The organism is Candidatus Competibacteraceae bacterium (genome assembly GCA_016713505.1).
Classification (GTDB): Bacteria; Pseudomonadota; Gammaproteobacteria; order Competibacterales; family Competibacteraceae; genus Competibacter_A.
The window spans coordinates 225,119-247,429 of sequence record JADJPA010000002.1; the positions used below are offsets into that span (position 1 = coordinate 225,119).

25 protein-coding genes and 1 pseudogene are annotated in these 22,311 nt (G+C 61.8%); 8 read left to right on the forward strand and 18 right to left on the reverse strand.

Translation table 11 applies throughout. The features are described from left to right. Positions 1-6 precede the first annotated feature (6 nt). The 4 genes from IPK09_15945 to IPK09_15960 all read left to right on the forward strand — a co-directional run bounded on the left by IPK09_15945 (position 7) and on the right by IPK09_15960 (position 1,529). Positions 7-318 (forward strand): hypothetical protein, encoded by a 312-nt coding sequence (locus IPK09_15945; protein MBK7985090.1) that lies wholly within the window; start codon positions 7-9, stop codon positions 316-318. Positions 319-475: 157 nt separating this feature from the next. After that, positions 476-844 carry an IS1 family transposase gene (locus tag IPK09_15950; protein ID MBK7985091.1) on the forward strand — a complete coding sequence of 123 codons (369 nt, stop codon included), beginning with the start codon at positions 476-478 and terminating at the stop codon, positions 842-844. Next, positions 841-1,092 (forward strand): IS1 family transposase, encoded by a 252-nt coding sequence (locus tag IPK09_15955; protein ID MBK7985092.1) that lies wholly within the window; start codon positions 841-843, stop codon positions 1,090-1,092. The genes IPK09_15950 and IPK09_15955 overlap by 4 nt, the downstream gene beginning before the upstream one ends. A gap of 8 nt (positions 1,093-1,100) precedes the next feature. Further along, entirely contained in the window at positions 1,101-1,529 is a 429-nt protein-coding gene (locus IPK09_15960) for a DUF1345 domain-containing protein (protein ID MBK7985093.1), read from the forward strand. A gap of 41 nt (positions 1,530-1,570) precedes the next feature. Here the strand turns inward: IPK09_15960 and IPK09_15965 are convergent, their stop codons facing one another. From IPK09_15965 to IPK09_15975, 3 genes are all read right to left on the reverse strand, one after another. After that, on the reverse strand, positions 1,571-2,149 hold the full coding sequence (locus IPK09_15965) for a hypothetical protein (protein ID MBK7985094.1): 579 nt from the start codon (positions 2,147-2,149) through the stop codon (positions 1,571-1,573). A gap of 37 nt (positions 2,150-2,186) precedes the next feature. Beyond that, complete coding sequence (locus IPK09_15970; GenBank protein ID MBK7985095.1) at positions 2,187-3,230, reverse strand: GGDEF domain-containing protein; 1,044 nt, start codon at positions 3,228-3,230, stop codon at positions 2,187-2,189. A gap of 93 nt (positions 3,231-3,323) precedes the next feature. Next, positions 3,324-3,518 (reverse strand): hypothetical protein, encoded by a 195-nt coding sequence (locus IPK09_15975; GenBank protein ID MBK7985096.1) that lies wholly within the window; start codon positions 3,516-3,518, stop codon positions 3,324-3,326. A 105-nt stretch (positions 3,519-3,623) separates the two neighbouring features. Here IPK09_15975 and IPK09_15980 point away from each other — a divergent pair, with 105 nt between their 5' ends. Next, on the forward strand, positions 3,624-3,818 hold the full coding sequence (locus IPK09_15980; GenBank protein ID MBK7985097.1) for a hypothetical protein: 195 nt from the start codon (positions 3,624-3,626) through the stop codon (positions 3,816-3,818). A 142-nt stretch (positions 3,819-3,960) separates the two neighbouring features. Next, positions 3,961-4,254, forward strand: coding sequence for a TRAP transporter small permease subunit (locus IPK09_15985; GenBank protein ID MBK7985098.1), 294 nt, complete (start codon positions 3,961-3,963; stop codon positions 4,252-4,254). 33 nt (positions 4,255-4,287) lie between these two features. Here IPK09_15985 and IPK09_15990 read toward each other — a convergent pair whose 3' ends face one another. From IPK09_15990 to IPK09_16025, 8 genes and pseudogenes are all read right to left on the reverse strand, one after another. Continuing rightward, on the reverse strand, positions 4,288-4,638 hold the full coding sequence (locus tag IPK09_15990; protein ID MBK7985099.1) for a Na+/H+ antiporter subunit G: 351 nt from the start codon (positions 4,636-4,638) through the stop codon (positions 4,288-4,290). 5 nt (positions 4,639-4,643) lie between these two features. Next, complete coding sequence (locus IPK09_15995; protein MBK7985100.1) at positions 4,644-4,913, reverse strand: K+/H+ antiporter subunit F; 270 nt, start codon at positions 4,911-4,913, stop codon at positions 4,644-4,646. Beyond that, positions 4,910-5,401: a Na+/H+ antiporter subunit E gene (locus tag IPK09_16000; GenBank protein ID MBK7985101.1), complete on the reverse strand. Its 492-nt coding sequence runs from the start codon at positions 5,399-5,401 to the stop codon at positions 4,910-4,912. The genes IPK09_15995 and IPK09_16000 overlap by 4 nt, the downstream gene beginning before the upstream one ends. Next, entirely contained in the window at positions 5,401-6,921 is a 1,521-nt protein-coding gene (locus tag IPK09_16005; GenBank protein MBK7985102.1) for a monovalent cation/H+ antiporter subunit D, read from the reverse strand. The genes IPK09_16000 and IPK09_16005 overlap by 1 nt, the downstream gene beginning before the upstream one ends. Next, a complete protein-coding gene (locus IPK09_16010; protein MBK7985103.1) occupies positions 6,918-7,247 on the reverse strand; it encodes a Na+/H+ antiporter subunit C in 330 nt (109 codons plus the stop codon). Before IPK09_16010 ends, IPK09_16005 begins: the two co-directional genes overlap by 4 nt. Beyond that, entirely contained in the window at positions 7,247-10,075 is a 2,829-nt protein-coding gene (locus IPK09_16015; protein MBK7985104.1) for a monovalent cation/H+ antiporter subunit A, read from the reverse strand. The genes IPK09_16010 and IPK09_16015 overlap by 1 nt, the downstream gene beginning before the upstream one ends. A 369-nt stretch (positions 10,076-10,444) precedes the next feature. Beyond that, the gene (locus tag IPK09_16020) at positions 10,445-10,954 is read right to left on the reverse strand and encodes a hypothetical protein (protein MBK7985105.1); all 510 of its coding nucleotides are present in this window, start codon (positions 10,952-10,954) and stop codon (positions 10,445-10,447) included. 213 nt (positions 10,955-11,167) lie between these two features. Next, positions 11,168-11,332, reverse strand: a pseudogene (locus IPK09_16025) (NAD(P)-dependent alcohol dehydrogenase). Positions 11,333-11,720: 388 nt separating this feature from the next. Here IPK09_16025 and IPK09_16030 point away from each other — a divergent pair. Further along, positions 11,721-14,369 (forward strand): bifunctional acetate--CoA ligase family protein/GNAT family N-acetyltransferase, encoded by a 2,649-nt coding sequence (locus IPK09_16030; GenBank protein ID MBK7985106.1) that lies wholly within the window; start codon positions 11,721-11,723, stop codon positions 14,367-14,369. A 16-nt stretch (positions 14,370-14,385) separates the two neighbouring features. Then, positions 14,386-14,754, forward strand: coding sequence for a response regulator (locus tag IPK09_16035; protein ID MBK7985107.1), 369 nt, complete (start codon positions 14,386-14,388; stop codon positions 14,752-14,754). Between the two features lie 66 nt (positions 14,755-14,820). Here IPK09_16035 and IPK09_16040 read toward each other — a convergent pair whose 3' ends face one another. The 7 genes from IPK09_16040 to IPK09_16070 form a co-directional block, all read right to left on the reverse strand. Next, positions 14,821-15,129: a hypothetical protein gene (locus tag IPK09_16040; GenBank protein MBK7985108.1), complete on the reverse strand. Its 309-nt coding sequence runs from the start codon at positions 15,127-15,129 to the stop codon at positions 14,821-14,823. A gap of 316 nt (positions 15,130-15,445) precedes the next feature. Continuing rightward, on the reverse strand, positions 15,446-15,847 hold the full coding sequence (locus IPK09_16045) for a diacylglycerol kinase (protein MBK7985109.1): 402 nt from the start codon (positions 15,845-15,847) through the stop codon (positions 15,446-15,448). A 32-nt stretch (positions 15,848-15,879) separates the two neighbouring features. After that, complete coding sequence (locus IPK09_16050) at positions 15,880-16,392, reverse strand: phosphatase PAP2 family protein (protein MBK7985110.1); 513 nt, start codon at positions 16,390-16,392, stop codon at positions 15,880-15,882. Positions 16,393-16,451: 59 nt separating this feature from the next. Then, complete coding sequence (locus tag IPK09_16055) at positions 16,452-19,562, reverse strand: efflux RND transporter permease subunit (protein ID MBK7985111.1); 3,111 nt, start codon at positions 19,560-19,562, stop codon at positions 16,452-16,454. A gap of 9 nt (positions 19,563-19,571) precedes the next feature. Continuing rightward, the gene (locus IPK09_16060; GenBank protein ID MBK7985112.1) at positions 19,572-20,702 is read right to left on the reverse strand and encodes an efflux RND transporter periplasmic adaptor subunit; all 1,131 of its coding nucleotides are present in this window, start codon (positions 20,700-20,702) and stop codon (positions 19,572-19,574) included. Between the two features lie 206 nt (positions 20,703-20,908). Then, a complete protein-coding gene (locus IPK09_16065) occupies positions 20,909-21,196 on the reverse strand; it encodes an OsmC family protein (protein ID MBK7985113.1) in 288 nt (95 codons plus the stop codon). Between the two features lie 95 nt (positions 21,197-21,291). Next, positions 21,292-22,161, reverse strand: coding sequence for a pirin family protein (locus IPK09_16070; protein ID MBK7985114.1), 870 nt, complete (start codon positions 22,159-22,161; stop codon positions 21,292-21,294). Between the last annotated feature and the right edge of the window lie 150 nt (positions 22,162-22,311).

The window sequence follows — 22,311 nt, forward strand, 5'->3', positions numbered from 1 at the left end:
GGATGGTTGAGTCATAAAATCGGACACGCGACCCTTTACCATGAACAGCATCCGCTCCACGACCTGCATTGGTCGGCGCGTTTGAGCGCCCTAGGCCGTCAAGCCTTGGCGATAGCGCCCGCGCTTGCGGTCGGAACCCTCACGCCACGGTACTTCGAGCAGGGCGCCGAACTGTCGTGGCTGGCTGCCTGGTGTACTTACTGTGCGGTCGAACTCGCTCTGATTTGGTTTCTGGCGTTACGCTTGGACGCTCAGGCCACCCGGCGCCGCGCTCAATGGAACGATCCGGGAGCCCTGATGTTGTTTGGAGAGTCCTAACTTAAGATAGATATCATGATTATGAATGCGAAAAGGGCATGACCACCAGAAGGGAGAATGCCATGACCGAGGTTGTCTGCAAACGTTGCCAGGGAACGGATCACGTAAAAAACGGTGTTGTTCGCGGGTTGCAGCGCTATCGCTGCAAGGCGTGCGGATGCAATTTCACGGCAACGAAAGGCGGGGGATGCCTGCGGCAGCGAAGGCGCTGGCGACCCTTCTTTATGCGATGGGCAACATGAGTTTCTGCGGCATCGCCCGTCTTTTGGGCGTCAGCGACGTTGCCGTTTTGAAGTGGATAAGGAAAGAGGCAGAAGCTTTGCCAGCACCGGAAATGCCCGCCAACGTTGAGGTTGTGATGCTCGACGAGATGCATCACTTTCTTAAAAAGACAGAAAAACTATGGCTTTGGCGAGCGTATGACCCTATCGAGCGGCGAGCTCTTCCCTGGGTTTTGGGTCGGCGTGATGATGCAACCTGCCGAGAGCACCTCGGAAAATCGGAATCGAAGGCCATACGTTCGTGACCGACGACTGGGAGGGGTTCCACCGCAACATTCCCGAAGGCCAACTCTTCACTGGCAAGGATTTGACCTTTCCCATCGAGCAAGACAACAGCAACCTCCGGCATTATCTGGCGCGGTTCCGACGCCGCACCAAGGTCGTTTCAAAATCGAAGAAGATGGTCGATCTGTCCCTGCGCCTTCACCATCATGTGCGCGACTCCAAAAACTACGCCGCCCTCGCCGCCGTCTTCTTATCTATCTTAAGTTAGGACTCTCGTTGTTTGTTTTGGTGACGTTGGCCTGCTGCGCCAGTCTTGCGGCGGTCGCGCTGGTGATCGATACCGGCCGCAACCTGCGCGGACTGGCGCGTTGGGTCCATCTCGGCGTGATGCTGTCATCCCTGGCGGGCGCGTGGTTGCTGATTCAAACCGTTTTTGCATCCCACTACGCTCGCGTCTATTACCGACCGCCTCCCGCAGTAAAAGAACCGGCGCGCGGCCTGTCCTTTCCCGACGATCAAGAGCCTGATTATCTTGATTTTTTATACTACGCCGCCGTTATCGGCATGACCTCGCAAGTGTCCGACGTGACGACGCGCAGCCGCCCCATGCGCCGGTTGACGCTGATCCATGGCTTGCTGTCGTTCGGCTTCAATCTGATCGTGCTGGCCATTGCGGTCAACGTGTTCGCATCCAGTCTGTCGTGAAATCCCTCCGCTGGATCGCGTCCGATCCAGCCGAGCCGCGACTAATTGAGATCGGGGTCTCGGAAATACTGAGCGCTCCACTCAGCCTGGGTAGAGACACCGTTCGCGTTCAACTGGTAAATGGTGATGCTGGGATCGCTGGAAACATCGGCCGACGATCCAGACCTGACGAACTGGCTCAACGATTGGGCATCGCGAAACACCAAAACCTGCCAGCACGGTTTCACCGCGACGCCGGGTCCGATATCGGTGCGGGCCAATTGCATGTAGGTGACCTTACCGCTTTTTTCGTGGACCACGCCGCGTCCGTGCTTGCCCGCCAGCACGGCGTTCAGGCCGTTGATCTCGAACACGCCGTAGCCGGCGGCTTGCTCGATCTCGCTGCGGGTCAGCGGTTTTAGTTTGTAGAGTTGGTTCAGGGTGCCGGTGCGGACCTTGAGGATGGCCTGGCGCTGTTCTTGTTTGGCTTTTTCGCTCAGCGCGCCGGAAGACGTCGGCGCGATGGTGGGCTTGGCGGGCGGCTTGGAGGGCGCGCTGGCGCAACCGCCCAACAAGGTGACGGCCACCAGACCGCCGACCCTCCACGCGCGCCAGACGGTGCACTGATGGGAGCATCGCATGAAGATGTTCTTGAAAGGTTCGGCAAAAAGCGGCCGCTTAAAATAACTCAACGTCGCCGAAATTTCCTTCGGGTTTGGCCATCGCGCCGTCGGTGATCAGAGTCTCGTAACAACGGATCTGGTTGCGGCCATGCTCCTTGGCGTAATACAGCGCCTTGTCGCCCCGAGTGATCACCACCGTGGTGGCTTCCGAATTGAGAATTTGGGTGTAGCCGACGCTGGCCGTCACCTGACCCACTTGCGGGAAATGATAGCGCTCCACGTTCTGCCGGAACCGTTCGAGAACGAGCGGCGCGTCCCCTTCTATCCGCGTTCGGAACACCACCACGAATTCCTCGCCGCCATAGCGAAACAGCAGATCGGAACGACGGAACGAACGGCGCATGATGTTGGCGAGCAGAATCAGGACTTCATCGCCGTAGAGATGGCCGTAAGTGTCGTTGATGCGCTTGAAGAAATCGATATCCAACACCGCCAGCCAATAGTATTTGCCGTCGTCGCCATCGCGCCGCTCCACGTGCTGGCGCTCCGCTCTCGCCATGGTGGCGCGCCGGCTGGCTTGCAGGATATCCATGAGCTTATCGTCGAAGGCTTTGCGGTTGAGCAGGCCGGTCAGTTTGTCGCGTTCGTTGTCTTCGATCAGCTTGAGATAGTTCCAGTAAATCTGCACGAAGCCTTCGATCATCCGCCGGTCGTCGCGCAGGTCGCGCCTGGATACCAATCGCAAGAACCCGATCAACGGATCCTGGCGCGGGATGGGGAAGGTGTAGCGATGGCCCTCGGCGACGGATTCGATCACCATCTCGCGCCCGTGGGCGCAGGCGCGAAACCCGGTATCACGATTGATCGGCACCTCCGCGTCGGTCTCGTCGACTTCGCTGTCTCGAATCCAGCAATTCTTATGGTCGATGCGAACCAGCAGGTTGGCTTGATCGCTTTCACAGCGATACAGCACGATTTCCTCGACTTCAAGCAGCTCGAACATCGTCTGCGTCAGGCAAATTTCCAGAGACAGCCGGTTGCGCTTCTCCGTGAGTCGTGCGATGGACTCCAGCAGTTTGTCATGATCCAGTTCGTTCATGCGCATCCAACGCGGTGGTTTTCCGTGCCGCCAAGCGCCGTCCGAACCAATGGCGGTCGCACCATCGCAACTAATGGGTAATTTGGGTTTGAATCAATCGTCATCCGCCGATTGCAAATAAACGGCCACGTCGAAATGATCGCGCGGATATAAGGTGCGCGCTTTTCGATAAGCCTCGTCCGCATCGCCGGCCACCACGGTGTCCTCGACCGTCAGACCGCCCGCAAGCGGCGCGGCATAGATCAGATAAAGGGTCGGGCGACGTTCGCCCGCTCGTGATTGGGCCATGGCGTTACCTCAGTCGCGGCCGGCATCCGTCCTTAGACCGGAATAAGCGGATGGTATAGTATGCGCTGCCAAGCTTCCATATCTAACCCAAATTGCCCCGCGGCTATGCTGACAGCACCCATCGAGCGCAACGACGCGCCGCTCGAGCAGATCGAGCGCAACAGCGTCGCGATCGTCCGCCTGCCCGCGGCGGAGAAGCAGGCATTCCGCGCTGCGGCTCGCGACATTTACAACCGCTGGAGCGAGCGCATTGGCTCTGAACTGGTCAAGAAGGCAGAGACGGCGGTCCCCCAGGGCTAAAGCCGATCCCAAAATTTCGCCCCGGTCTCAAACCGGGGTTTTGCTTTACTCGATCAACGGTTCGCGCTCGGCTTCAAACGTTCCGCCGAACGCGCCCAAATCCCCGCCGACCCGCCCTCGGATCGACTGGGAACGGCGGCCGATGGTGGCGCTCTTGGCGTTGCTGGCGCTGCTTACGCTGGGCCATGCGATCGTGCGCTATCTGACCTCTTATTCCTTCGCCTTCATCGAGGAAGCGTCGGTCACCTTGCTGTTGGGACTGGCCTTGCTCGGTTCAACCGCCACCTTGATGGCCGGTCGTCGCAGCCTGGTCACTTTTTCCGTGGAGCGGCTGCCGGGGCGCTGGCGATCGACGGGTAACTGGCTGGCGCTGGCCGTTATCCTGCTGTTGTTCGGCTTGTTGGCGGCGTTCGGCGTCCTCTTATCATTTTGGTGACCGCCGCTCCATGCCACTCCCGCGCCGGCTCGGCTACGGCCGATCCGCGCTATGATCCACTCCTTCACGATTCGCCTCGGACGGCAACGCCGCCAACGAGCGCAACTTGAGATGCAGCGCCGCCTTGGACAGCAGATGAGCGCTGACCGGCGCGGTGATGAACAAAAACACCGTCACCAGCACCTCATGCAGGCTGACGCCCTGCCCGTGCGTGCTGAAATAGAGCGCCGACGCAAGCAACAAGCTCCCCACGCCCAAGGTCGTCGCTTTGGTCGGAGCGTGCAGTCGGGAGTAGAAATCTCGCAACCGGACCAAGCCAAGCGAGCCGATGAAGGTCAACAGCGCGCCGGCCAGAACCAGCAAGGACAGCAGGACATCCAGCATGGCAATCACTCGATGATGTCGCCGCGCAACAGATACTTGCACAAGGCGACGGTGCCGATGAAGCCCATCAACGCGATCAGCAGCGCCGCTTCGAAATAGACGGGGCTGGACAGCTGGATACCGAACAACACCAGCAGGGCGATGGCGTTGACGTAAAGCGTATCCAACGCCAGGATGCGATCCGGGACGCTGGGACCGATCAGCAGCCGCCAGAAACTGCCAGCGAACGCGGCGGCCACCAGAGCGAAAGCGACCGGTAAGGCGACGTTGCTCAGCATGGCTCGAAGATCTCCAGCAACGGGGCCTCGTAACGGCGCTTGATGGTCGCGACCAGTTTATCGGGGTCACCCACATCGAGCGCGTGCACCAGCAAATGACGGCGATCCAGCGACAGGCGCGAGGACACCGTGCCGGGCGTCAGACAGATGGCGTTGGCCAGCACGCTGATCGCCAAATTCGATTGTAGCTCCAGCGGCACCGGCACGAACGCCGGCCGCAGCCGCGCCGGCGAGTGCAGGATCAGCCAGGCCACCGTCAGGTTCGCCACCAGAATGTCGTAGAGCACCACACCGACGAACCGCAGCGCCAGCAGCGGCCGGTGGATGCGCGGAGTTTGCGGCCAGAACCGCGCCGCGAACAGCGAAATCGCCCACCCTAGCAGCAGACCCAACACGATCTGGCCGGGCGCGGCGCTGTTGGCCAACAACAACCAGATCGCCGCCAGCATCAGGGCCACCAGCGGATGCGGCAGCAAACGAGACATTACAGGATCCCTCTCGGTTTGATAACGGCTTGAATATAGCGTTGCGGCTGCAAGATTTGAGCGGCGGTGGCCTGCGCGCTCTCGGCGATCGGACCGGCCGCCACGGTCATCCCAACGACCAGCAGCAGCAAGCCGACAGCGGGCGCCAGCTCGCGCGCCAGTTCTGAGGATTCTTCCAGCGCGGGAGGTGTTGCTGGCGGCAACGTCCGATAAAACAGCAAGCTACCGGTTCGGCCTAGCGCGATGAGGCCGAACAGGCCGGCCACCAGCACCACGGTCATGATCCAAGGCGACCAGGGATGGGCCAGCGCCGCCCTCAACGTGAGGAATTTACCGAGAAAACCCGACAGCGGCGGCAAGCCCGCCACCGCCACGGCGGCGACGAAGAACAAGCTGCCCAGCACGCCAGCGCTGGCGACGGTCGGCCCAGGATCGAGCCGGTCGCCCAATTCACCGCGGCGGCGGGCGATGCTGTCCGCCAGCAGGAACAGCGCGGCGGCGGCGAAAGTGGTATGCGGCAGGTAATACAAACCGGCGGCGATGCCAGCAGCGTTATTAAGACCGAACGCGAGCAGCAGCGAGCCGACCGACGCCACCATCAGATAGGCGATCTGTTGGCGGAGCTGGGTGCTGGCCAGCGCGCCCAGCATCCCGACCCCTAAAGTCGCCAGGGCCAAGGGTAGCAACCACGGTTCGATCAGATCGGCGACCAGCCCCGCGCCCGCGCCGAAAAGCAGCGGATAGACCCTTAAAATGCTGTAGGCGCCGACCTTGGTCATGATGGCGAACAGCGCGGCGACCGGCGCGCTGGTTTGAGCGTAAGCGGCCGGCAGCCACAAGTAAAACGGCAGCAAGGCCGCCTTGAGAGCGAACACCCCAAACAGCAGTAAACCCGCCGCCCGCACCAGCGGCGCATCCGCCGGAGGCGTGGCCGCGACTTCGAGCGCCAAGTCGGCCATGTTGAGCGTGCCGAGCACCCCGTAGAGCGTCCCCACCGCGAACAGAAACAGGGTAGAGCCGATCACATTGACCGCCACGAACTGCAAACCCGCCCGCGTCCGCCGCCGTCCGCCGCCGTGCAGCAACAGCCCGTAGGAAGCGATCAGCAAAACCTCGAAAAACACAAACAGATTGAACAGATCGCCGGTGAGAAAAGCGCCGTTCAACCCGAATAGCTGAAGCTGGAACAGACTATGAAAATGCGCTCCGGCCGCATCGTCGCCGCGAATCGCGTACAGCAAGGCGAACAGGGCCAAGAAGGCGGTGACGACCAACATCCAGGCCGCCAAGCGGTCCGCCACCAGCACGATGCCAAACGGCGCCGGCCAGTGGCCCAGCGCGTAAACCAGAATATCGCCATCGCTCACCTCCAACGCCAGCGCCAGCGCCAGCCCAATCTGGGCAGCGACAGCGGCCACGCTCGCCCCACGCCGCCAACCGAGGCTCGCCCGACCCGCCAGCAGCAGTAAGATAGCGATCGACCACGGCAACAGCACCGGCGCGATGACCCAATGATTCATGACCGGTGTCGCCCATCCACATGGTCGTTGCCCAGCTCCGCCCGTGCCTTGAGCGCCAATGCGATGACGAACGCGGTCATGGCGAAGCTGATGACGATGGCCGTCAGCACCAACGCTTGCGGCACCGGATCGGCGTATCCGGCCGCGCTGGCGGCGATCAGCGGCGGCTGACCGACGGTGAGACGGCCCATGGCGAACAGAAACAAATTGACCGCGTAAGACAGCAAGGCGAGCCCCAGCACCACCGTAAAGGTCCGGGCGCGCAGCGTCAGATACACGCCGGCGGCGGTCAGCACCCCGACGATCAGCGCGAGCAACAGTTCCATCAACGCCCCTCCCCCGCTGTTCTGGTTTCCGGCTTCACCCGAGGAGCGCGGCGCTCCAGACGATGCAGCAACCCCAAACAGATCAGGATCGACAACGTCGCGCCGACCACCACCAGATAGACGCCCAGATCGAATACCATGGCCGAGGCCAACTCAAAATCGCCGATGAGGGGCCAATGAAAATGACCGAACGTCGAAGTCAGGAACGGATAGCCGAACAACAGGCTACCCAACCCGGCGGCGGCGCTGGCCGACAGGCCCAGTCCGATAAAAAGCGGCATCTCCCAGGGCAGGCGTTCCTGGCTCCAGGCCACCCCGTTGGCCAAATATTGCACGATCAACGCCGCCGCCGTAATGAGGCCCGCAATAAAGCCGCCGCCGGGCAGATTATGGCCGCGCAAGAAGATGAAGGCCGCCATCAGCAAGGCCAAGGGCAGCAACAACCGACTGAGCGCCGCCATGATGGCCGGCTGGGTATCCGTATCCCAGGACCGGCCCCCGGCGTCGCGCTCCGGGCCGTCCAGCCGCAACCGCTCCAGCAGCGCGTAAATGCCGAGACCGGCCAGCGCCAGCACGCTGATCTCGCCCAGGGTATCGTAGCCGCGAAAATCCACCAGGATGACGTTGACCACGTTGGCCCCACCACCCCCTGGCACGCTGTTGGCCAGGAAGTAACCAGCGATGGAATCGTAGGGTCGAGTCAGCACCGCCCAGGTCAGCGCCGCCGCGCCGCCGCCCGCCGCGACCGCCAGCGCGAGATGCGCGCCCCGTTGCAGCGGCGTCGATTCGAGCGGGCTGTGCTGCGGCAAGAAATACAGCGCCAGCAGCAATAAAACCACGGTTACCATCTCCACCGCCAGTTGGGTCAAGGCCAAATCGGGCGCGGAGAACTTGGCGAAGGTCAGCACGACCACCAAGCCGACCGCGCCCATCAGAATGAGCGCCACCAGCCGTTGCCGGTGCCAGATCACCACGCCAACCGTCGCCGCCACCAATCCCAAGGCCACCAACAGGCTGACGCCATCCACCGGCAACAGCGGGCGCGGGCCGGTCAGCGGCGCGGAGCCGCCGCCGAAGCCGGCCACCCCTAGAACCAGCGCGGAGAGCATCACCACCCCCAGCAAGCGTTGCAGCGAACCGGTATCGAGCCGCCGGGTCAACGCCCCAGCCACCTCGAACAACCCCTCCAACCAGGCGTTGTAGAGCGTCTTTACCTCCAAGCGCTCCGCGTGGCGGTCGTAAAACGCGAATAACGGCTTGCGTCCCAAATACACTAACCCGCCACCCAGCAAGGCGATGACGCTCATCCACAGAGCCGGATTCACGCCGTGCCAGATCGCCAGATCGTGCGCCGGCGGCGGCTCCTGCAAGACGCCAGCGCTGGCCACGGCCAGCAGCGGTTCGACCGTCTGGGCCGGAAAAACCCCCACCACCAGACAGAGCAGCACCAGCACCTCCATTGGGACTTTCATCCAGCGCGGCGGCTCGTGCGGGGTTCGCGGCAGATCGATGGGAGCGCCGTTGAAAAACACATCGTGGATAAAGCGCAGCGAATAGGCCACGGCGAACACACCAGCCAGCGTTACCGTCGCCGGCAACAGCCACCCCAGGCGCAAATGAGTGGTGGCTCCGAAAACTTCGGCGAAAAACATCTCTTTCGACAGAAAACCGTTCAGCAGCGGCACGCCCGCCATGGCGGCCGAGGCCACTATCGCCAATACCCCAGTATAGGGCATGTACTTCCACAAGCCGTTGATCTTTCTCATGTCGCGGCTGCCGGTCTCGTGGTCGATAATGCCGGCCGCCATGAACAGCGACGCTTTGAAGATCGCATGGTTGATGATGTGGAAAATTCCCGCCACGGCAGCCAGCGGGGTGCCGATGCCAAAAAGCAGCGTGATCAACCCCAGATGGCTGATCGTCGAATAGGCCAGCAGTCCTTTGATGTCGTGCTGGAACAGCGAAATGAACGCGCCCAGCAACAAGGTGATGATGCCGGCTCCACCGACCAGCCACGACCATTCATGAGTGCCGGACAGAACCGGAAACAATCGCGCCAGCAAAAAGATGCCCGCCTTGACCATGGTCGCCGAATGCAGGTAGGCCGAGGCCGGGGTCGGCGCGGCCATGGCGTTGGGCAACCAGAAATAAAACGGGAATTGGGCCGATTTGCTGAATGCGCCGAGCAGCACCAGCACCAGCATGGGCCGATACAGCGGATGCGCGCGGATCGCATCGCCCGCTGGCAAGATAGCGGACAGCTCGTAGCTGCCAGCGATCTCGCCGAGCAGCAGAAAGCCGCCGAGCAGGGCCAAGCCGCCCGCTCCGGTCACGGTCAACGCCATCCGCGCGCCGTTGCGCGCCTCCTCGCGCTGATACCAGTAACTGACCAGCAGGAAAGACGATAAGCTGGTCAACTCCCAGAACATCAGCAGTTGGATAATATTTTCGGCCAGGACGATGCCCAGCATCGACCCCATGAACAGCAGCAGATAGGCATAAAACCGTCCCAGCCGATCCCGTTCCGACAAGTAATAACTGGCGTAGAGCACGATCAGCAGGCCGATGCCCAGAATCAGTAGGGCAAACAGCAAACCCAGCCCATCGAGCCGAAACGCAAGGTCGAGGCCGACGGCGGGCAGCCACGGCAAGCGCTGGATCAGTGTCTGACCGGCGAAAGGCGCGCTGGCCAGCGGCAGCAGACAAAATAGAGAGGCCAGAACCGTCGCGCCCGCCGTCCAGGCGGCGTGCGTCCGACTGAGTTGGGACATCGCCGCCGCAAAAGCGGCGCCGAGAAAGGGTATGAGGATGACCAGCAGCAACGTCATGATCAGAACAGCTTAAGCGCGACAACCAGCGAGTCCCAGAGCAAGGCAGACGCTGATCTGTGCTGGGCGTGCTATCGCTCGCGGCCTCGGTCGGTTCGGCCGCCGCCATCGCGCTGGAGCGGACGGGCAGGTCGATTCTTGGTTTCATTACTGAAGCGGAAACGACCCGCCAGCACGCATCCTTTCATCCCCGGATCGCAGGATCGCCCCTGAACATGCTGGCAAGTTCCATTGAGTTCGTGCGGACAGCCCCAACCGCTCATAAAGCAAATTTCAACCTCTCAACCCATCACAAACACCACCACCGGCCAAGGCGACTCCCTCGAACCGGTGGCGAAAGAGCGTCAGATCGGTCGCACCGATCATCGGTTACTGACTGATGCGGCTCGCGGCGCCAGCGCCAAAATATTTAGCCGTATAGAACGGATGCGGCATACCCCCGGAATAGCAAACCTGCGCCGAACGAATGCAACTTATGCCGGCCGCCGGTGAAAAGGTATCGCCCTGCCCGCCGCCGGCCTGCCCGCCGCCGGCCTGACCGCCCGCGTTCTGACCGCCGCCCGCGCGACCGCCGCCACCGCCGGCCTGACCGCCGCCACCACCGCCACCACCGCCGCCACCGCCGGCCTGACCGCCGCCCGCGCGACCGCCGCCACCGCCGGCTTGACCGCCGCCCGCGCCTTCATTCTTTCTCGCTTCACGCCGCTCTAATTTTTGGGCGGCTGCATCTCCATAACGTTGGCGGGTCAACTCGACGTTAGGCCCAGACTTATCGTGACATACCTGCTTTTCATCATTGCATTTTTGCGCCAGCGCCAGCGGTGCTTGACCGGCCAGCACCAATGCGCCTAACACCATGATCGTTTTAGTCAGTTTCATCTTTCACCTCCAGGCCCTCAAGCCTTATTGCCCACATTGGTTTACACAACGCCAGCCAACAGCCTCATGGCTAACTTGGCGACGATGTTGTGCAATGACCTATTAACATTAGCTGAATAGTACCCGAAGATGCACTTCAGCTCTCATGCAACTTCGCATCATGAAAGGAACCCGCCGAGGAGTTCTGGCGGGCTTCCCGACCATAAAGCTGACTCAGCGCGGTTTGATGGCGACTTTCAGCACGCCGTCGCGCTGGTTGGCGAACAGGTCATAAGCGGCCACGATGTCATCGAGCTTATAATAGATGTGGGTGACCAGCGCCCCGAAGTCGGCGCGACCGGAGGCCACCACGTTCAGCAAGCGACGCATCCGCTCCTTCTGATCCGTTTGCTCTCAGCCGATGCGGGGCGGGCGTATTCTTCCAGGCGCACGTCACGATCGCGGGCGCATTCCAAAAGCGGAGTGTAGGCCTCAAACGCTGCCCGTTCATGGGATTCTGACACCGCCAGGGAGCCGTTTCGATACGATGAGAACCGCCACGCGCGGCGTCGAAACGGCGTTTCATCGGAAATTCCCTCCCTTTTCCAGGGACTGTTATAGTATCCCTCGACCTCCGACCGACCGATCAAGCATCCATGACAAAACCCAAAAACCACAGGCCCGATGGACCAGCGCAGATCGGTGCGGACTAGGGAAATTCCAATTCGAGCGCGGCTTCACCCAAGCGCTCTGGCGTCACCAGCACGAACGAAAACCGTGGTTGTCCATGACCATTCGAAACCTGGATTATCTTTTTAAACCCCACGCGATCGCCCTGATCGGCGACGGGGGTGATTCCGAGGTCTTGATCGCCCGCAACCTGATGAAAAGCGGCTTTAAAGGCCCGATCATGCCGGTGGACCCCAAGCGCTTCGCGTTGGAGGGCGCCCTCGCCTACCGCGATATCGCCGACCTGCCGGTCGCCCCGGCGCTGGCGATCATCACCCGGCCGCTGCGGGAAGTTCCCGCGCTGATCGCCCAGTTGGGCGAGCGCGGCGCCCGCGCGGCCGTGCTCTACAGCGATACGCGCAGCCTGCCAAGCCACGAGCGCAAAACGGTCTGTCAGGCTATTTTGGACGCCGCCAAACCCTGGTTGTTGCGGGTCATGGGGCCGGGCTCCCAAGGCTTCAACGTCCCGCTGACCCACCTCAACGCCAGCCTCGACCGCCAGCCGCTGCTGCCCGGCCAAATCGCCTTCGTCACCGAATCCGGCACCATCGGTCAGACCGCCCTCGATATCGGCAATCACTACGGATTCGGCTTCAGCCATTTGATCCATCTGGGTGACGGCCTCGATGTCGATCTGGCCGATATCCTCGACTATCTGGCGGGCGACTACCGGGTCAGGGCTATTTTGTTGTATCTGGAAAACATCGGGGACGCCCGCAAATTCATGTCGGCGGCCCGGCGCGCCTCGCGCGTCAAACCTGTCATCGTGCTGAAGCCGCGCCGCTTTCCAGAAGAGCTCGACGATGCGGTGTTCGCCGCCGCTTTCCGCCGCGCCGGCCTGCTGCGGGTGGACGACAGCGACGAACTGCTACAAATGGTCGAGGTGCTGAAAGCCGCCCGCCTGGTGAACAACGACCGGCTGGCCATCCTCAGCAACAGCTCCAGCATGAGCTTGATGGCGACCGATATCCTCTACGATTTCGGCGGGCGACTGGCGCAGTTTTCGGAATCGACCCAGCGCGGCCTGGAAACCCTGATCGAACCGGACGCCCGCCCCAACCCGTTGGACCTCGGCGATCAGGCCGATGACAAGACCTACGGTAAAGCGCTCGACCTGCTGCTGGCCGATCCCGGCGTGGACGGGGTGTTGGTCATCAAAACTCCCAGCGCCTTCACGGAAGCCACAGCGGTGGCCGATGCCTTGCTCCAGCGCCCCACCGGCAGCCGCTGCATCATCGCCAGCTTTCCAGGCCCGAAAACCGGCGCGGAAGCCCGGTGGCGGTTAGGGCGGAAGATACCGACCTACGAAACCGCCGGCGATGCGGTGCAAGCCTTCATGCGGATCGTCCAGTACAAACGCAATCAAGCCCTGCTGATGGAGACACCGCCCTCGCTGCCGGAGGAATTCACCGCCGATCTCGCCCTGGCCAAAACCGTGATCGCCAAGGCGCTGGACGGCGGGCGGCGCTTGCTCAACGAATACGAGGCGACGCAACTGCTGGGCGCTTACGGCATCCCGGTCGCCAAAACCCTGACGGCGCGCTCTCCTTACGAAGCCGCCGAGATCGCCGGCCGTCTGAATCAGGCCATCGCCTTGAAAATCATCTCGCCGGATGTGTCTGACAAATCACAAATCGGCGGCGTCGTCCGCCACCTGAGCACGCCGGAGGCGGTGCAACAAGCGGCGACCGCCATGCTGATGCGCTTGCGCACCGTGGCGCCAGCGGCGCGGTTTGACGGCTTTGTGTTGCAACTGATGGTCCCGCGCGATGGCGCCTACGAACTGACCTTGGGCGTCCGTCCCGGCGGCGGCTTCGGGCCGGTGATTTATTTCGGCCAGGGCGGTATCGAGGCTGACACCATCGACGATTTCACCTACGGGTTGCCGCCGATCAACATGCATCTGGCCCGCGAGATCATGGCGCAAACCCGCATTTACAAACGCTTGCGCTACAGCCTGCTGCGCCGCGCCGACCTCAAGGCGCTGGCGCTGACGCTGGTCAAGGTTTCCCAAATGATCGTCGATTTGGGCGAAGTGACGGAGTTGCATATCAATCCGCTCTGGGTCAACGCGCAAGGCGTGGTGGCGTTGGATGCCAGGGTACACCTGACGCCGAGCGCCAAAGCCCTGGCACCGGGGCAGCGGCTGGCGATCCGCCCGTATCCGAACGAGCTGGAGGAGACCATCACCTTGCCCAACGATCGAACGCTATTGCTGCGTCCGGTCTTGCCGGAAGACGAGCCAGCGCTGCACGCGCTGGTGTCGCGCGCTTCGCCCGAAGACTTGCGGCGGCGGTTTTTCCAGCCGATCCGCGAGCTTTCGCACGAGATGGCCGCCGGTTTGACCCAGATCGACTACGACCGGGAAATCGCGCTGGTGGCGGTCGGCCCCGGCTTGCCCGGCAAGGCCGAGATTTACGGCATCGTCAACCTCAGCGCCGATCCCAACAACGACCGGGCGGAGTATTCGATCCTGGTGGATCGCGCGCTGATCGGGATGCGCCTCGGCAACTTGCTGATGCGCCGCATTATCGACTACGCCCGGACTCGGGGCATCGGCGAAATCTACGGCGAAGTCCTCAAGGAAAACACGCCGATGCTGCAACTGAATCAGGCGCTGGGCTTTGCCATTCACTCCGACGAGGACGAGCCCAGCCTGAAGCATGTTATTCTAAAGCTCCATCACATCGGTTCCTCCGCAGGCTGAATCCAGGTAAGACTTCATGAGTGAGAAACGCCTTCTGGTCATCGACGACGAACCGGAAATCGGGGAATTCGTGCGCAAGGTCGCCACCGGTTTGGGCTACGAGGTGCGGGTGACCACCGACGGCCGCAGCTTTCAAGCGGCCTACCACGAGCTGCGCCCGACCACCATCGTGATGGATATGGTCATGCCGGAGATGGACGGCAACGAACTGGTGCTGTGGTTGATGGAGCAACACTACGACGCCAACCTGATCATCATCACCGGCTATAACCCCGATTACGCCAAGGACGCCCGCTTGTTAGCGGAATTCAAGGGCTTGCGTTCGGTCATCACTTTGATCAAACCGATTCGGCTGGACAAATTGCGCGAAGTGCTGGACAACTGAACGCCTTTCGACGCTCGACCGCCCACGACCGCCGTCACCTCGGTTTGCTCTTGACCGGCGTGGCGGCTACACGCCCACAGCCCGATACGTGATCGACCAGATCCTGACTGCATCGGTTTTGAGTGGCAGGTACGGTGCTCTCGCGCCACCCTTGCTGGAGCCAGCTAGCGAGCCCGTTGTCGAGGAACCGCCCCTAGTCGTATTCTCGATCCAAAACAATTCCTTGTCCTTGCTCGCCAGCAGATCGAAGGTCTTTTGCGCGTCTTCGGGGTTGCGCGTCCACGAGTCTTCCAGCACCTGAGCCATCAGCACCGGCATCTTCACGCTGGCGGCCCAGAGCTGAGGCGTCATCTCAGCGGCGACGAAGGCGCCCATCTTAAGCAGTTCGAGGTCGATCAGCTCCCTGGTACTGGCGCACTCCTTGGAGTTCCGAGAACGCGTCGTAAATCGCCGCCATGGAAACCACCATGGGGCTTACCATGAGCGCATCTTGCCTGTTGTGGCAGCAAGTTCGCCTAATAAGTTCGCCTAATTTGCTGGTCGTATCCGCCCCGACAGGGCGGCTCCACGGTGGTCGACGCGCCAGTGCGGGAATCCGCCTGGCGCCTCAGGGCCACTGACCGGCTTGAGTCGATCGGGCTCGGTACGCCGCCGAAATCGTGACGCCCTCTCTGTTTATCCGCGCCAGCGCTTATCCGCGCCAGCGCTGCGTCAGCGCCGTCACAATATTAAAGACATCGCCGATCACCACGATCAGCCACACCGCCATGATGACCGCGACGGAGGCGGCGGCGATATCCTTGATGGCGCCGATTTTTTCGTTTTTGTTGGGCTCCATGAAATCGCAAACGGCTTCGATGGCGCTGTTGAACAGCTCGGCCATCAGCACCAAGCCGGTGGCCAACAGCAACATCTGCGCATCGATCCATTGCTGGAAGATGAGGGCCAGCACGATCACGATAGCGGAGATGACCAGCTTGTAGGCAACGCTGAAATCGTACATCACCGCGAACCGCAAGCCCGACAGGATGACTTTGAGCTTGCGCAACGGGTGATAGCCCGCCTCGCCGCCGCCCGACGATTTATGCCACATGATGACCCCCGAATGGCGTACCCGATGTCGGATCAGAGAATTTTTTGCGCCAGGGCAATCCAAGCGCCCGCCAGCACGATCCCCGCCAAGACATCGGTTGGATAATGAACCTGCAAGTAGAGGCGGGAAGCGCCTACGACGACGACCAACGCCACCGCTGCCAGCGTGGCGACCACCCACCATTGAGGCCAAATCCGGCGGACGATCAGCACCGCGCACAGTGTGAACGCGACGATTTGGGCGGTATGGGCGCTCGGAAACGAACTATCCCAAGGCAATGGAACCAGCCGTTCCACCAGAGCCGGCCGGGAACGGCCCAAAAGCAGTTTGATGAGGTGAACCCATACCGTCGCGCCGCCAAGACCGGCCGCCAGCAACCAAGCTTCCCCCTGTTTTTCAAAATACAGCAGACCAGCGGCGAGCAACAGGGAAAGCGGGACCAGCACGTACAACGATCCCAGCCAAGTGATGCCGCGAAAGAACGCGTCCAGGCTTTCCGTCCGGTGCGCCGCCGCGAAAAGAAGAATCTGATTGTCCCAAGACATTATAATGACCTGAATGAATTAATATTTAATATTTAAAAAATCATAAACCACAACACGGCTCAAGCGCTCGCCAGCGCCGCCGCGCGTTCGACCGCTGCCCGGTCGCGGGCGTGATCCTTGGCGATCAGCATGTAAAGCGTCGGTACGAACACCAGAGTGAACAAGGTGCCGATCGCGATGCCGCCGACCAGCACCAAGCCGATGGAATTGCGGGCGGCGGCGCCGGCGCCGGTCACCAGCGTCAGCGGCAGATGGCCGGCGATGGTGGCGGCCGTGGTCATCAGGATCGGCCGCAACCGGATCAGCGCCGCTTCGCGCACCGCCGCCAGTTTGGCGTGGCCTTCGAGTTGCAGCTTGTTGGCGAATTCCACGATCAGAATACCGTTCTTGGCGATCAACCCCATCAGCGTCACCAGTCCGACCTTGGAATAGATGTTCAAGGTGGTGGTCCAGCCTTCGGTGAGCGGAAACGGAATCTGCGGGTTCGGCATCTTGAGGAAGGTGAACAGCAGCGCGCCGAACATCGCCAGCGGCACCGAACCGAGCAGGATGATGAAGGGGTCGCGGAAACTGTTGAACTGCGCCGCCAGCACCAGAAAGATCATGATGATGGCAAAACCCATGGTCGCGAAGAACCGGCTGCCACCTTCCAGCCGCAACTGGCGCGACTCGCCGGTGTAATCGATCGCGTAACCCTGCGGCATCACCCTAGCGGCCTCGGTTTCGAGAAAGCGCAAAGCTTGATCGAGCGGCTGGATCGCCACCCCGCTGATCTTGACCGCGTTGAGCTGCTGGAAGCGATTGAGCGAGCGCGGCGCGGTGCTGTTGCGTAATGAGGCGACGGTGCTGAGCGGCATCAATTGCCCGTTGGGTCCGGTCACATGAATATTTTCCAGTTGATCGGGATTGAGGCGGCCGCTTCGTTCGACTTGCGGGATGACTTTATAGCTGCGGCCGGCGATGTTGAAGCGGTTGACGAAGTTGCCGCCCACGGCGGCGGTGAGGTCCGCGCCGACCTGTTGCAGGTTGAGTCCGAGCGCGGCCACCTTGTCGCGGTCGATCACGATTTCGGTCTGCGGCTGGTCGATCTTCACGTCGATCAGCGGCGGAAACGCGAACATTCCGCTCTCCATCGCTTTTTTCTGCACTTGCTGGGCGATCTGCAAGATTTCCTGGGTGTCGGCGGTCGAGGCGATGATGAATTCCACCGGAAACTGGCCGCCGCCGGGCAAGGCCGGCGGGGTGATCGGAAACATCTGGATGCCGGGGATGAGCTGCAACTTCCGCTGGACGTCGGGCAGGATTTGAAACACGGTCCGCTCGCGCTCGTCCCAGGGCTTGACCACCATGCCGCCGAATCCCGAAGTCGGGAAAGTGATCTGAAAGGTAAACTGGGTTTCCGGCACGCTCTGAAACACCGTATTGGCGGCGGCGGTGAATTGACCGGTTTGATCGAGCGTGGCGTTGGCGGCGGCATCGACGATACCGAAGATCACCCCTTGATCTTCGGTCGGCGCCAATTCCTCGGCCGAAAACATCCACATCGGCACCACCAACACCGACAGCGCCACCCACATCAGATACACCGGCGGGCGGGCGTTCAACGCGCTGTCGAGCACGCGCCCGTAAAACTGCTTGACGCGCTCGAAGCCGGCGTTGATATGCGCCGGCAGCCAATGTCGTTCGTCCTCGGCGGTCAGCAGTTTGGAGGTCATCATCGGCGATAGCGTCAGCGCCACCACTCCGGAAATGGTCACCGCGCCCGCCAGGGTAAAGGCGAACTCGCGAAACAGCGAGCCGGTCAGCCCGCCTTGCAAGCCGATGGGAGTGTAAACCGCAATTAAGGTGACGGTCATGGCGATGATGGGACCGATCAGTTCTCGGGCCCCGAGAATGGCCGCATCGAAGGGCGTCTTGCCCGCTTGCAAATGGCGCTCGACGTTCTCGACCACCACGATGGCGTCATCCACCACCAGACCGACCGACAGCACGATGGCGAGCAGGGTCAGTAAATTGATGGTAAAGCCAAAGATCTGCATCAGGAAAATGCCGCCGATCAACGAAATCGGAATGGCGATCACCGGCACCAGCACCGAGCGCAGCGAACCCAGAAACAGGAAGATGATGATGACCACGATCAGCAGCGTCTCGCCCAGGGTGGTAATCACTTCACGGATGGCGTTGTTGATGTAATCGGTGGCATCGTAGGCGACCCGCCCCTGCAAGCCGGTCGGCAATTCTTTCTGGATCGACTCCATTTCCGCGCGGATGCGTTTGATGACGTCGATGGCGTTGGCGTTGGGCAGCGGAAAAATGCCCATGAACACGGCGGTCTGGCCGGAATAGCGCACTTCGGTATCATAGTCCTCGGCGCCGAGCACCACCTCCGCGATATCCGCCAGCCGCACCAGCGCGCCGTCTTGCTGGCGGATCACCAGATTCTTGAATTCCTCGACCGAGCGCAAATCGGTGTTGGCGGTGAGGTTGACTTGAATCAACGAGCCACGGGTGCGGCCGATGGCGGCCAGATAGTTGTTGGCGGCCAACGCTTGGCGCACCTGCGCCGGACTGACGTTGAGCGCGGCCAGTTTTTCAGGTTTGAGCCAGACCCGCATGGCGAAAGTGCGAGCGCCCAGAATCTCGGCGCGCTGCACGCCTTCCACCGCCGACAGCCGCGGTTGCACCACCCGCACCAAATAGTCGGTGATCTCGTTCTGTTGCAGGATGTCCGAGGAAAAACTCAAGTACGCCGAGGCGAACTGGCTGTCGGCCGATTCGATGTTGAGCACCGGCACTTCGGCTTCGGGGGGCAGATCGCCGCGCACCTGATCGACCTTGGAACTGATTTCGGCCAGCGCCTTGGTCGCGTCGTAGTTCAACCGGAGGCGGGCCTTGATGGTGGAAAGCCCCTGGGCGCTTTGCGATTCCAGATACTCGATGCCGTCCGCCGCCGCGATGGCGCGCTCCAGCGGCGTGGTGATGAAACCGCGCACCAGACTGGCGCCCGCGCCCACGTAGACGGTGGTAACCGTGACGCTGGCGTTGTCGCTGCGCGGGTATTGCCGGACGTTGAGGTTGAAGATGGCCTGGACGCCAGCGATGATGATGACCAAGTTGACCACAATGGCCAGCACGGGCCGGCTGATGAACAAGTCGGTGAAGGATTTCATCGCGCCGGCTCAGGAATTGGCGGGCTTGGGGGCCAGCTGGAAACTCGGGGCCAGCTTGTTGTCCACCACCACGCTCATGCCGTTGCGCAGCTTGAACACGCCGGTGGTGACGATGGTTTGGCCCGCTTCCAGCCCGGAGGCGACCGCCACGAAATCGCCGCGCGTCTTGCCCAGGCGCACGAATTTCTGGTTCAGCACTTTGCCGGCCGCGGCGGTCTTTTCATCTTTCTTGTCCTCGACCACGAACACCGAATCCCCGTAGGGCGCGTACAGCACCGCCGTGGCGGGAATCATCAGCACCCGCTCCGTTTCGGGCAGCACCACGGCGACGTTGGCATACATGCCGGGCCGCAGTTTGCCGGCGGAGTTGGCCAGCGTGGCCTGCACGCTCACGTTGCGGGTCGCCGCGTCGATTTCGGGGTCGATCGCCGTGAGCTTGCCGTCGAAGGTCTGACTGGGAAAGGCGTCGGTGGTCACCCGCACCGCCATGCCGGCGCTGAGTTGGGCGAGATCCTGTTGCGGCAACGCGAAATTCACGTAGACGGGATCGAGCGCTTGTAGGGTCACCACGGCGGCGCCATTTTCCAGAAATTGCCCGAGGTTGACCTGGCGGATGCCGGTCCGGCCGGCGAAGGGCGCGCGGATGCTCTTCTTGGCGATCAGCGCGCGGATGTTGTCGATTTGCGCGTTGGCCTGCTTGGCCTGAGCGTCAGCGCTGTCCAGATCGGCCTGCGACACCATGTTCCGGCCGCGCAGATCGCGGGCGCGCTCCAGATTGAGGCGGGCGAGATCGGCGCTGGCCATGGCCGCCCGAAGCTGGGCCTGTTCGACCGACGAATCCAACTCCACCAGCAGATCGCCGGCCCGCACGCTCGCGCCCGAATCGAATGCGATGTTCTTCACCGTCCCCGTCAGTTCGGCCCGGAGCATCACGCCCTGCACGGCGGCCACCGAACCGACGGCGCTCAGCGTGGGCTGCCAGACATCCTGCTTGACTTGAGCGGTGGTGACCGTTTCGGGCGGCGGGGCAAAATTCGCCCCTTGTGCGAACATGGTCTTGAACTGCAATCCCTTGATACCAGCGAGCGAGCCTACCAGCACCAACACGATGACGAGAGTGAGCATGATTTTCTTGGCCATAAGCATTTCGCATCGCGCCGTGAATGGGTCAGCCGCAAACTAACCCATGTCAGGGATCAAGAAAAGGCGGTTCACGGTATTTTTGGCGCCGGGAGCGAAAATCTGGCCCGGCGCGGTCGAGAGAACCCCAGGCGCCGATGGTGCGCCGCTGCCGTGACGACCGCGGGCGCGCCACGGTTTACTCAAAGCGTCTGTGTACCCGCCATTCAAGCTGACAGCCCATCGATCAGCCGGCTGTCGATGGTGATTTCACCGCTTAGAATCTCGTGCGGCGGGCAAACGTTGGCGATTTCGAGCAAGCGCGCGCGGCCGGCATCGCTCAGATCACCGCTCAGCCGAATGTCACGGGCGATGTGGGTCTGCGCTGGCGCGGGAGACTGTTTTTCCTCGACCACGCGCAATTCCACCTCGACGCCTGCCAGCTTCAACTGCTTGCGCTGTGCGTCCATCGTCACGGTGATGGCGGTACACGCACCGAGCGCCGACAGCAACAAATGGTGTGGCGTCGGCCTTCCGGTTTTTTTGGCATGGCCCGCTTAGCGCCGGGTTAAGGATCATGCCGGCCGAAGAAGCCGGCATGACGGGAAAACTACGAGGCAATACGCCCGAAACGGCCGCTGTTGAAGTCCCTCATGGCTTCAACGATCTGCTGTTGGCTGTTCATCACGAACGGGCCATAACCCACAATCGGCTCGTCGATAGGCTGACCGGCGAGCAGCAGCAGCTTCGCGTCCGTGCCGGCGTCAATCGTGACCGCATTACCGGCGCGCTCCAACACCACCAGCTGCGCCTCGTGCGCCGCCGTATCGCCGCTCACGCGCACGTTGCCGCGCAATACCACCAACGCCGTCGTCCAACCGTCCGGCAGCTCAAACTCGACTCCCCTGCCCGCCTTCACTCGGACATCCCACACGTTCAGCGGCGTAAAGGTGCGCGCCGGGCCGGTGCGGCCCCGATAGTCGCCGGCGATTACCCGCGCCGTGCCCGCGCCGTCGGGCAGCGCCACGGTCGGAATATCGGCGTTGGTAATGGCTTGATAGCCGGGTGCGCTCATCTTGGCTTTGGCCGGCAGGTTGACCCAAAGTTGCACCATCTCGAACGGCCCACCCGAACGCGAATACGCTTCAGAGTGAAATTCCTGATGCAGGATGCCACCGGCCGCCGTCATCCACTGCACGTCGCCGGGTCCGATCACGCCGCCCTGGCCGGTCGAATCGCGGTGCGCGACTTCACCGTCGTAGACGATGGTCACCGTCTCGAAGCCGCGATGCGGGTGCTCGCCCACGCCGCGCGGCGAACCGCCGTTCGGCTCGAACCGGGTCGGGGCTGCGTAGTCGAGCAACAAAAACGGGCTGAGCAGCTTGCCGAGGCCGTTGTAATCAAACATCGAATGCACCGGAAAACCATCCCCCACCCAATGCGGTCGAGGCGCGCCATAGACGCTGTTCACTTTTTTCATCGCAATCTCCTAAGGTTGTTCGGCCGCTCTGAACTTGATGGGTAACAGTGTATAGAGAGGACAATCAAGGCGGTAGACGGCAAATTCAGCCTTCAGTGTTCTATGATTGGAACGATAGCTTGTTGAGCGACCGCCTAATTCACAAACGCT

Excerpts from the sequence above, each read along its gene's own strand:
- IPK09_15950 (MBK7985091.1), top strand. The coding sequence starts at position 476 with ATGCAATTTCACGGCAACGAAAGGCGGGGGATGCCTGCGGCAGCGAAG.
- IPK09_15965 (MBK7985094.1), bottom strand. The coding sequence starts at position 2,149 with ATGCGATGCTCCCATCAGTGCACCGTCTGGCGCGCGTGGAGGGTCGGC.
- IPK09_15970 (MBK7985095.1), bottom strand. The coding sequence starts at position 3,230 with ATGAACGAACTGGATCATGACAAACTGCTGGAGTCCATCGCACGACTC.
- IPK09_15975 (MBK7985096.1), bottom strand. The coding sequence starts at position 3,518 with ATGGCCCAATCACGAGCGGGCGAACGTCGCCCGACCCTTTATCTGATC.
- IPK09_15980 (MBK7985097.1), top strand. The coding sequence starts at position 3,624 with ATGCTGACAGCACCCATCGAGCGCAACGACGCGCCGCTCGAGCAGATC.
- IPK09_15985 (MBK7985098.1), top strand. The coding sequence starts at position 3,961 with ATGGTGGCGCTCTTGGCGTTGCTGGCGCTGCTTACGCTGGGCCATGCG.
- IPK09_15990 (MBK7985099.1), bottom strand. The coding sequence starts at position 4,638 with ATGCTGGATGTCCTGCTGTCCTTGCTGGTTCTGGCCGGCGCGCTGTTG.
- IPK09_16000 (MBK7985101.1), bottom strand. The coding sequence starts at position 5,401 with ATGTCTCGTTTGCTGCCGCATCCGCTGGTGGCCCTGATGCTGGCGGCG.
- IPK09_16005 (MBK7985102.1), bottom strand. The coding sequence starts at position 6,921 with ATGAATCATTGGGTCATCGCGCCGGTGCTGTTGCCGTGGTCGATCGCT.
- IPK09_16010 (MBK7985103.1), bottom strand. The coding sequence starts at position 7,247 with ATGGAACTGTTGCTCGCGCTGATCGTCGGGGTGCTGACCGCCGCCGGC.
- IPK09_16015 (MBK7985104.1), bottom strand. The coding sequence starts at position 10,075 with ATGACGTTGCTGCTGGTCATCCTCATACCCTTTCTCGGCGCCGCTTTT.
- IPK09_16020 (MBK7985105.1), bottom strand. The coding sequence starts at position 10,954 with ATGAAACTGACTAAAACGATCATGGTGTTAGGCGCATTGGTGCTGGCC.
- IPK09_16030 (MBK7985106.1), top strand. The coding sequence starts at position 11,721 with ATGACCATTCGAAACCTGGATTATCTTTTTAAACCCCACGCGATCGCC.
- IPK09_16035 (MBK7985107.1), top strand. The coding sequence starts at position 14,386 with ATGAGTGAGAAACGCCTTCTGGTCATCGACGACGAACCGGAAATCGGG.
- IPK09_16040 (MBK7985108.1), bottom strand. The coding sequence starts at position 15,129 with ATGGGCGCCTTCGTCGCCGCTGAGATGACGCCTCAGCTCTGGGCCGCC.
- IPK09_16045 (MBK7985109.1), bottom strand. The coding sequence starts at position 15,847 with ATGTGGCATAAATCGTCGGGCGGCGGCGAGGCGGGCTATCACCCGTTG.
- IPK09_16050 (MBK7985110.1), bottom strand. The coding sequence starts at position 16,392 with ATGTCTTGGGACAATCAGATTCTTCTTTTCGCGGCGGCGCACCGGACG.
- IPK09_16055 (MBK7985111.1), bottom strand. The coding sequence starts at position 19,562 with ATGAAATCCTTCACCGACTTGTTCATCAGCCGGCCCGTGCTGGCCATT.
- IPK09_16060 (MBK7985112.1), bottom strand. The coding sequence starts at position 20,702 with ATGGCCAAGAAAATCATGCTCACTCTCGTCATCGTGTTGGTGCTGGTA.
- IPK09_16070 (MBK7985114.1), bottom strand. The coding sequence starts at position 22,161 with ATGAAAAAAGTGAACAGCGTCTATGGCGCGCCTCGACCGCATTGGGTG.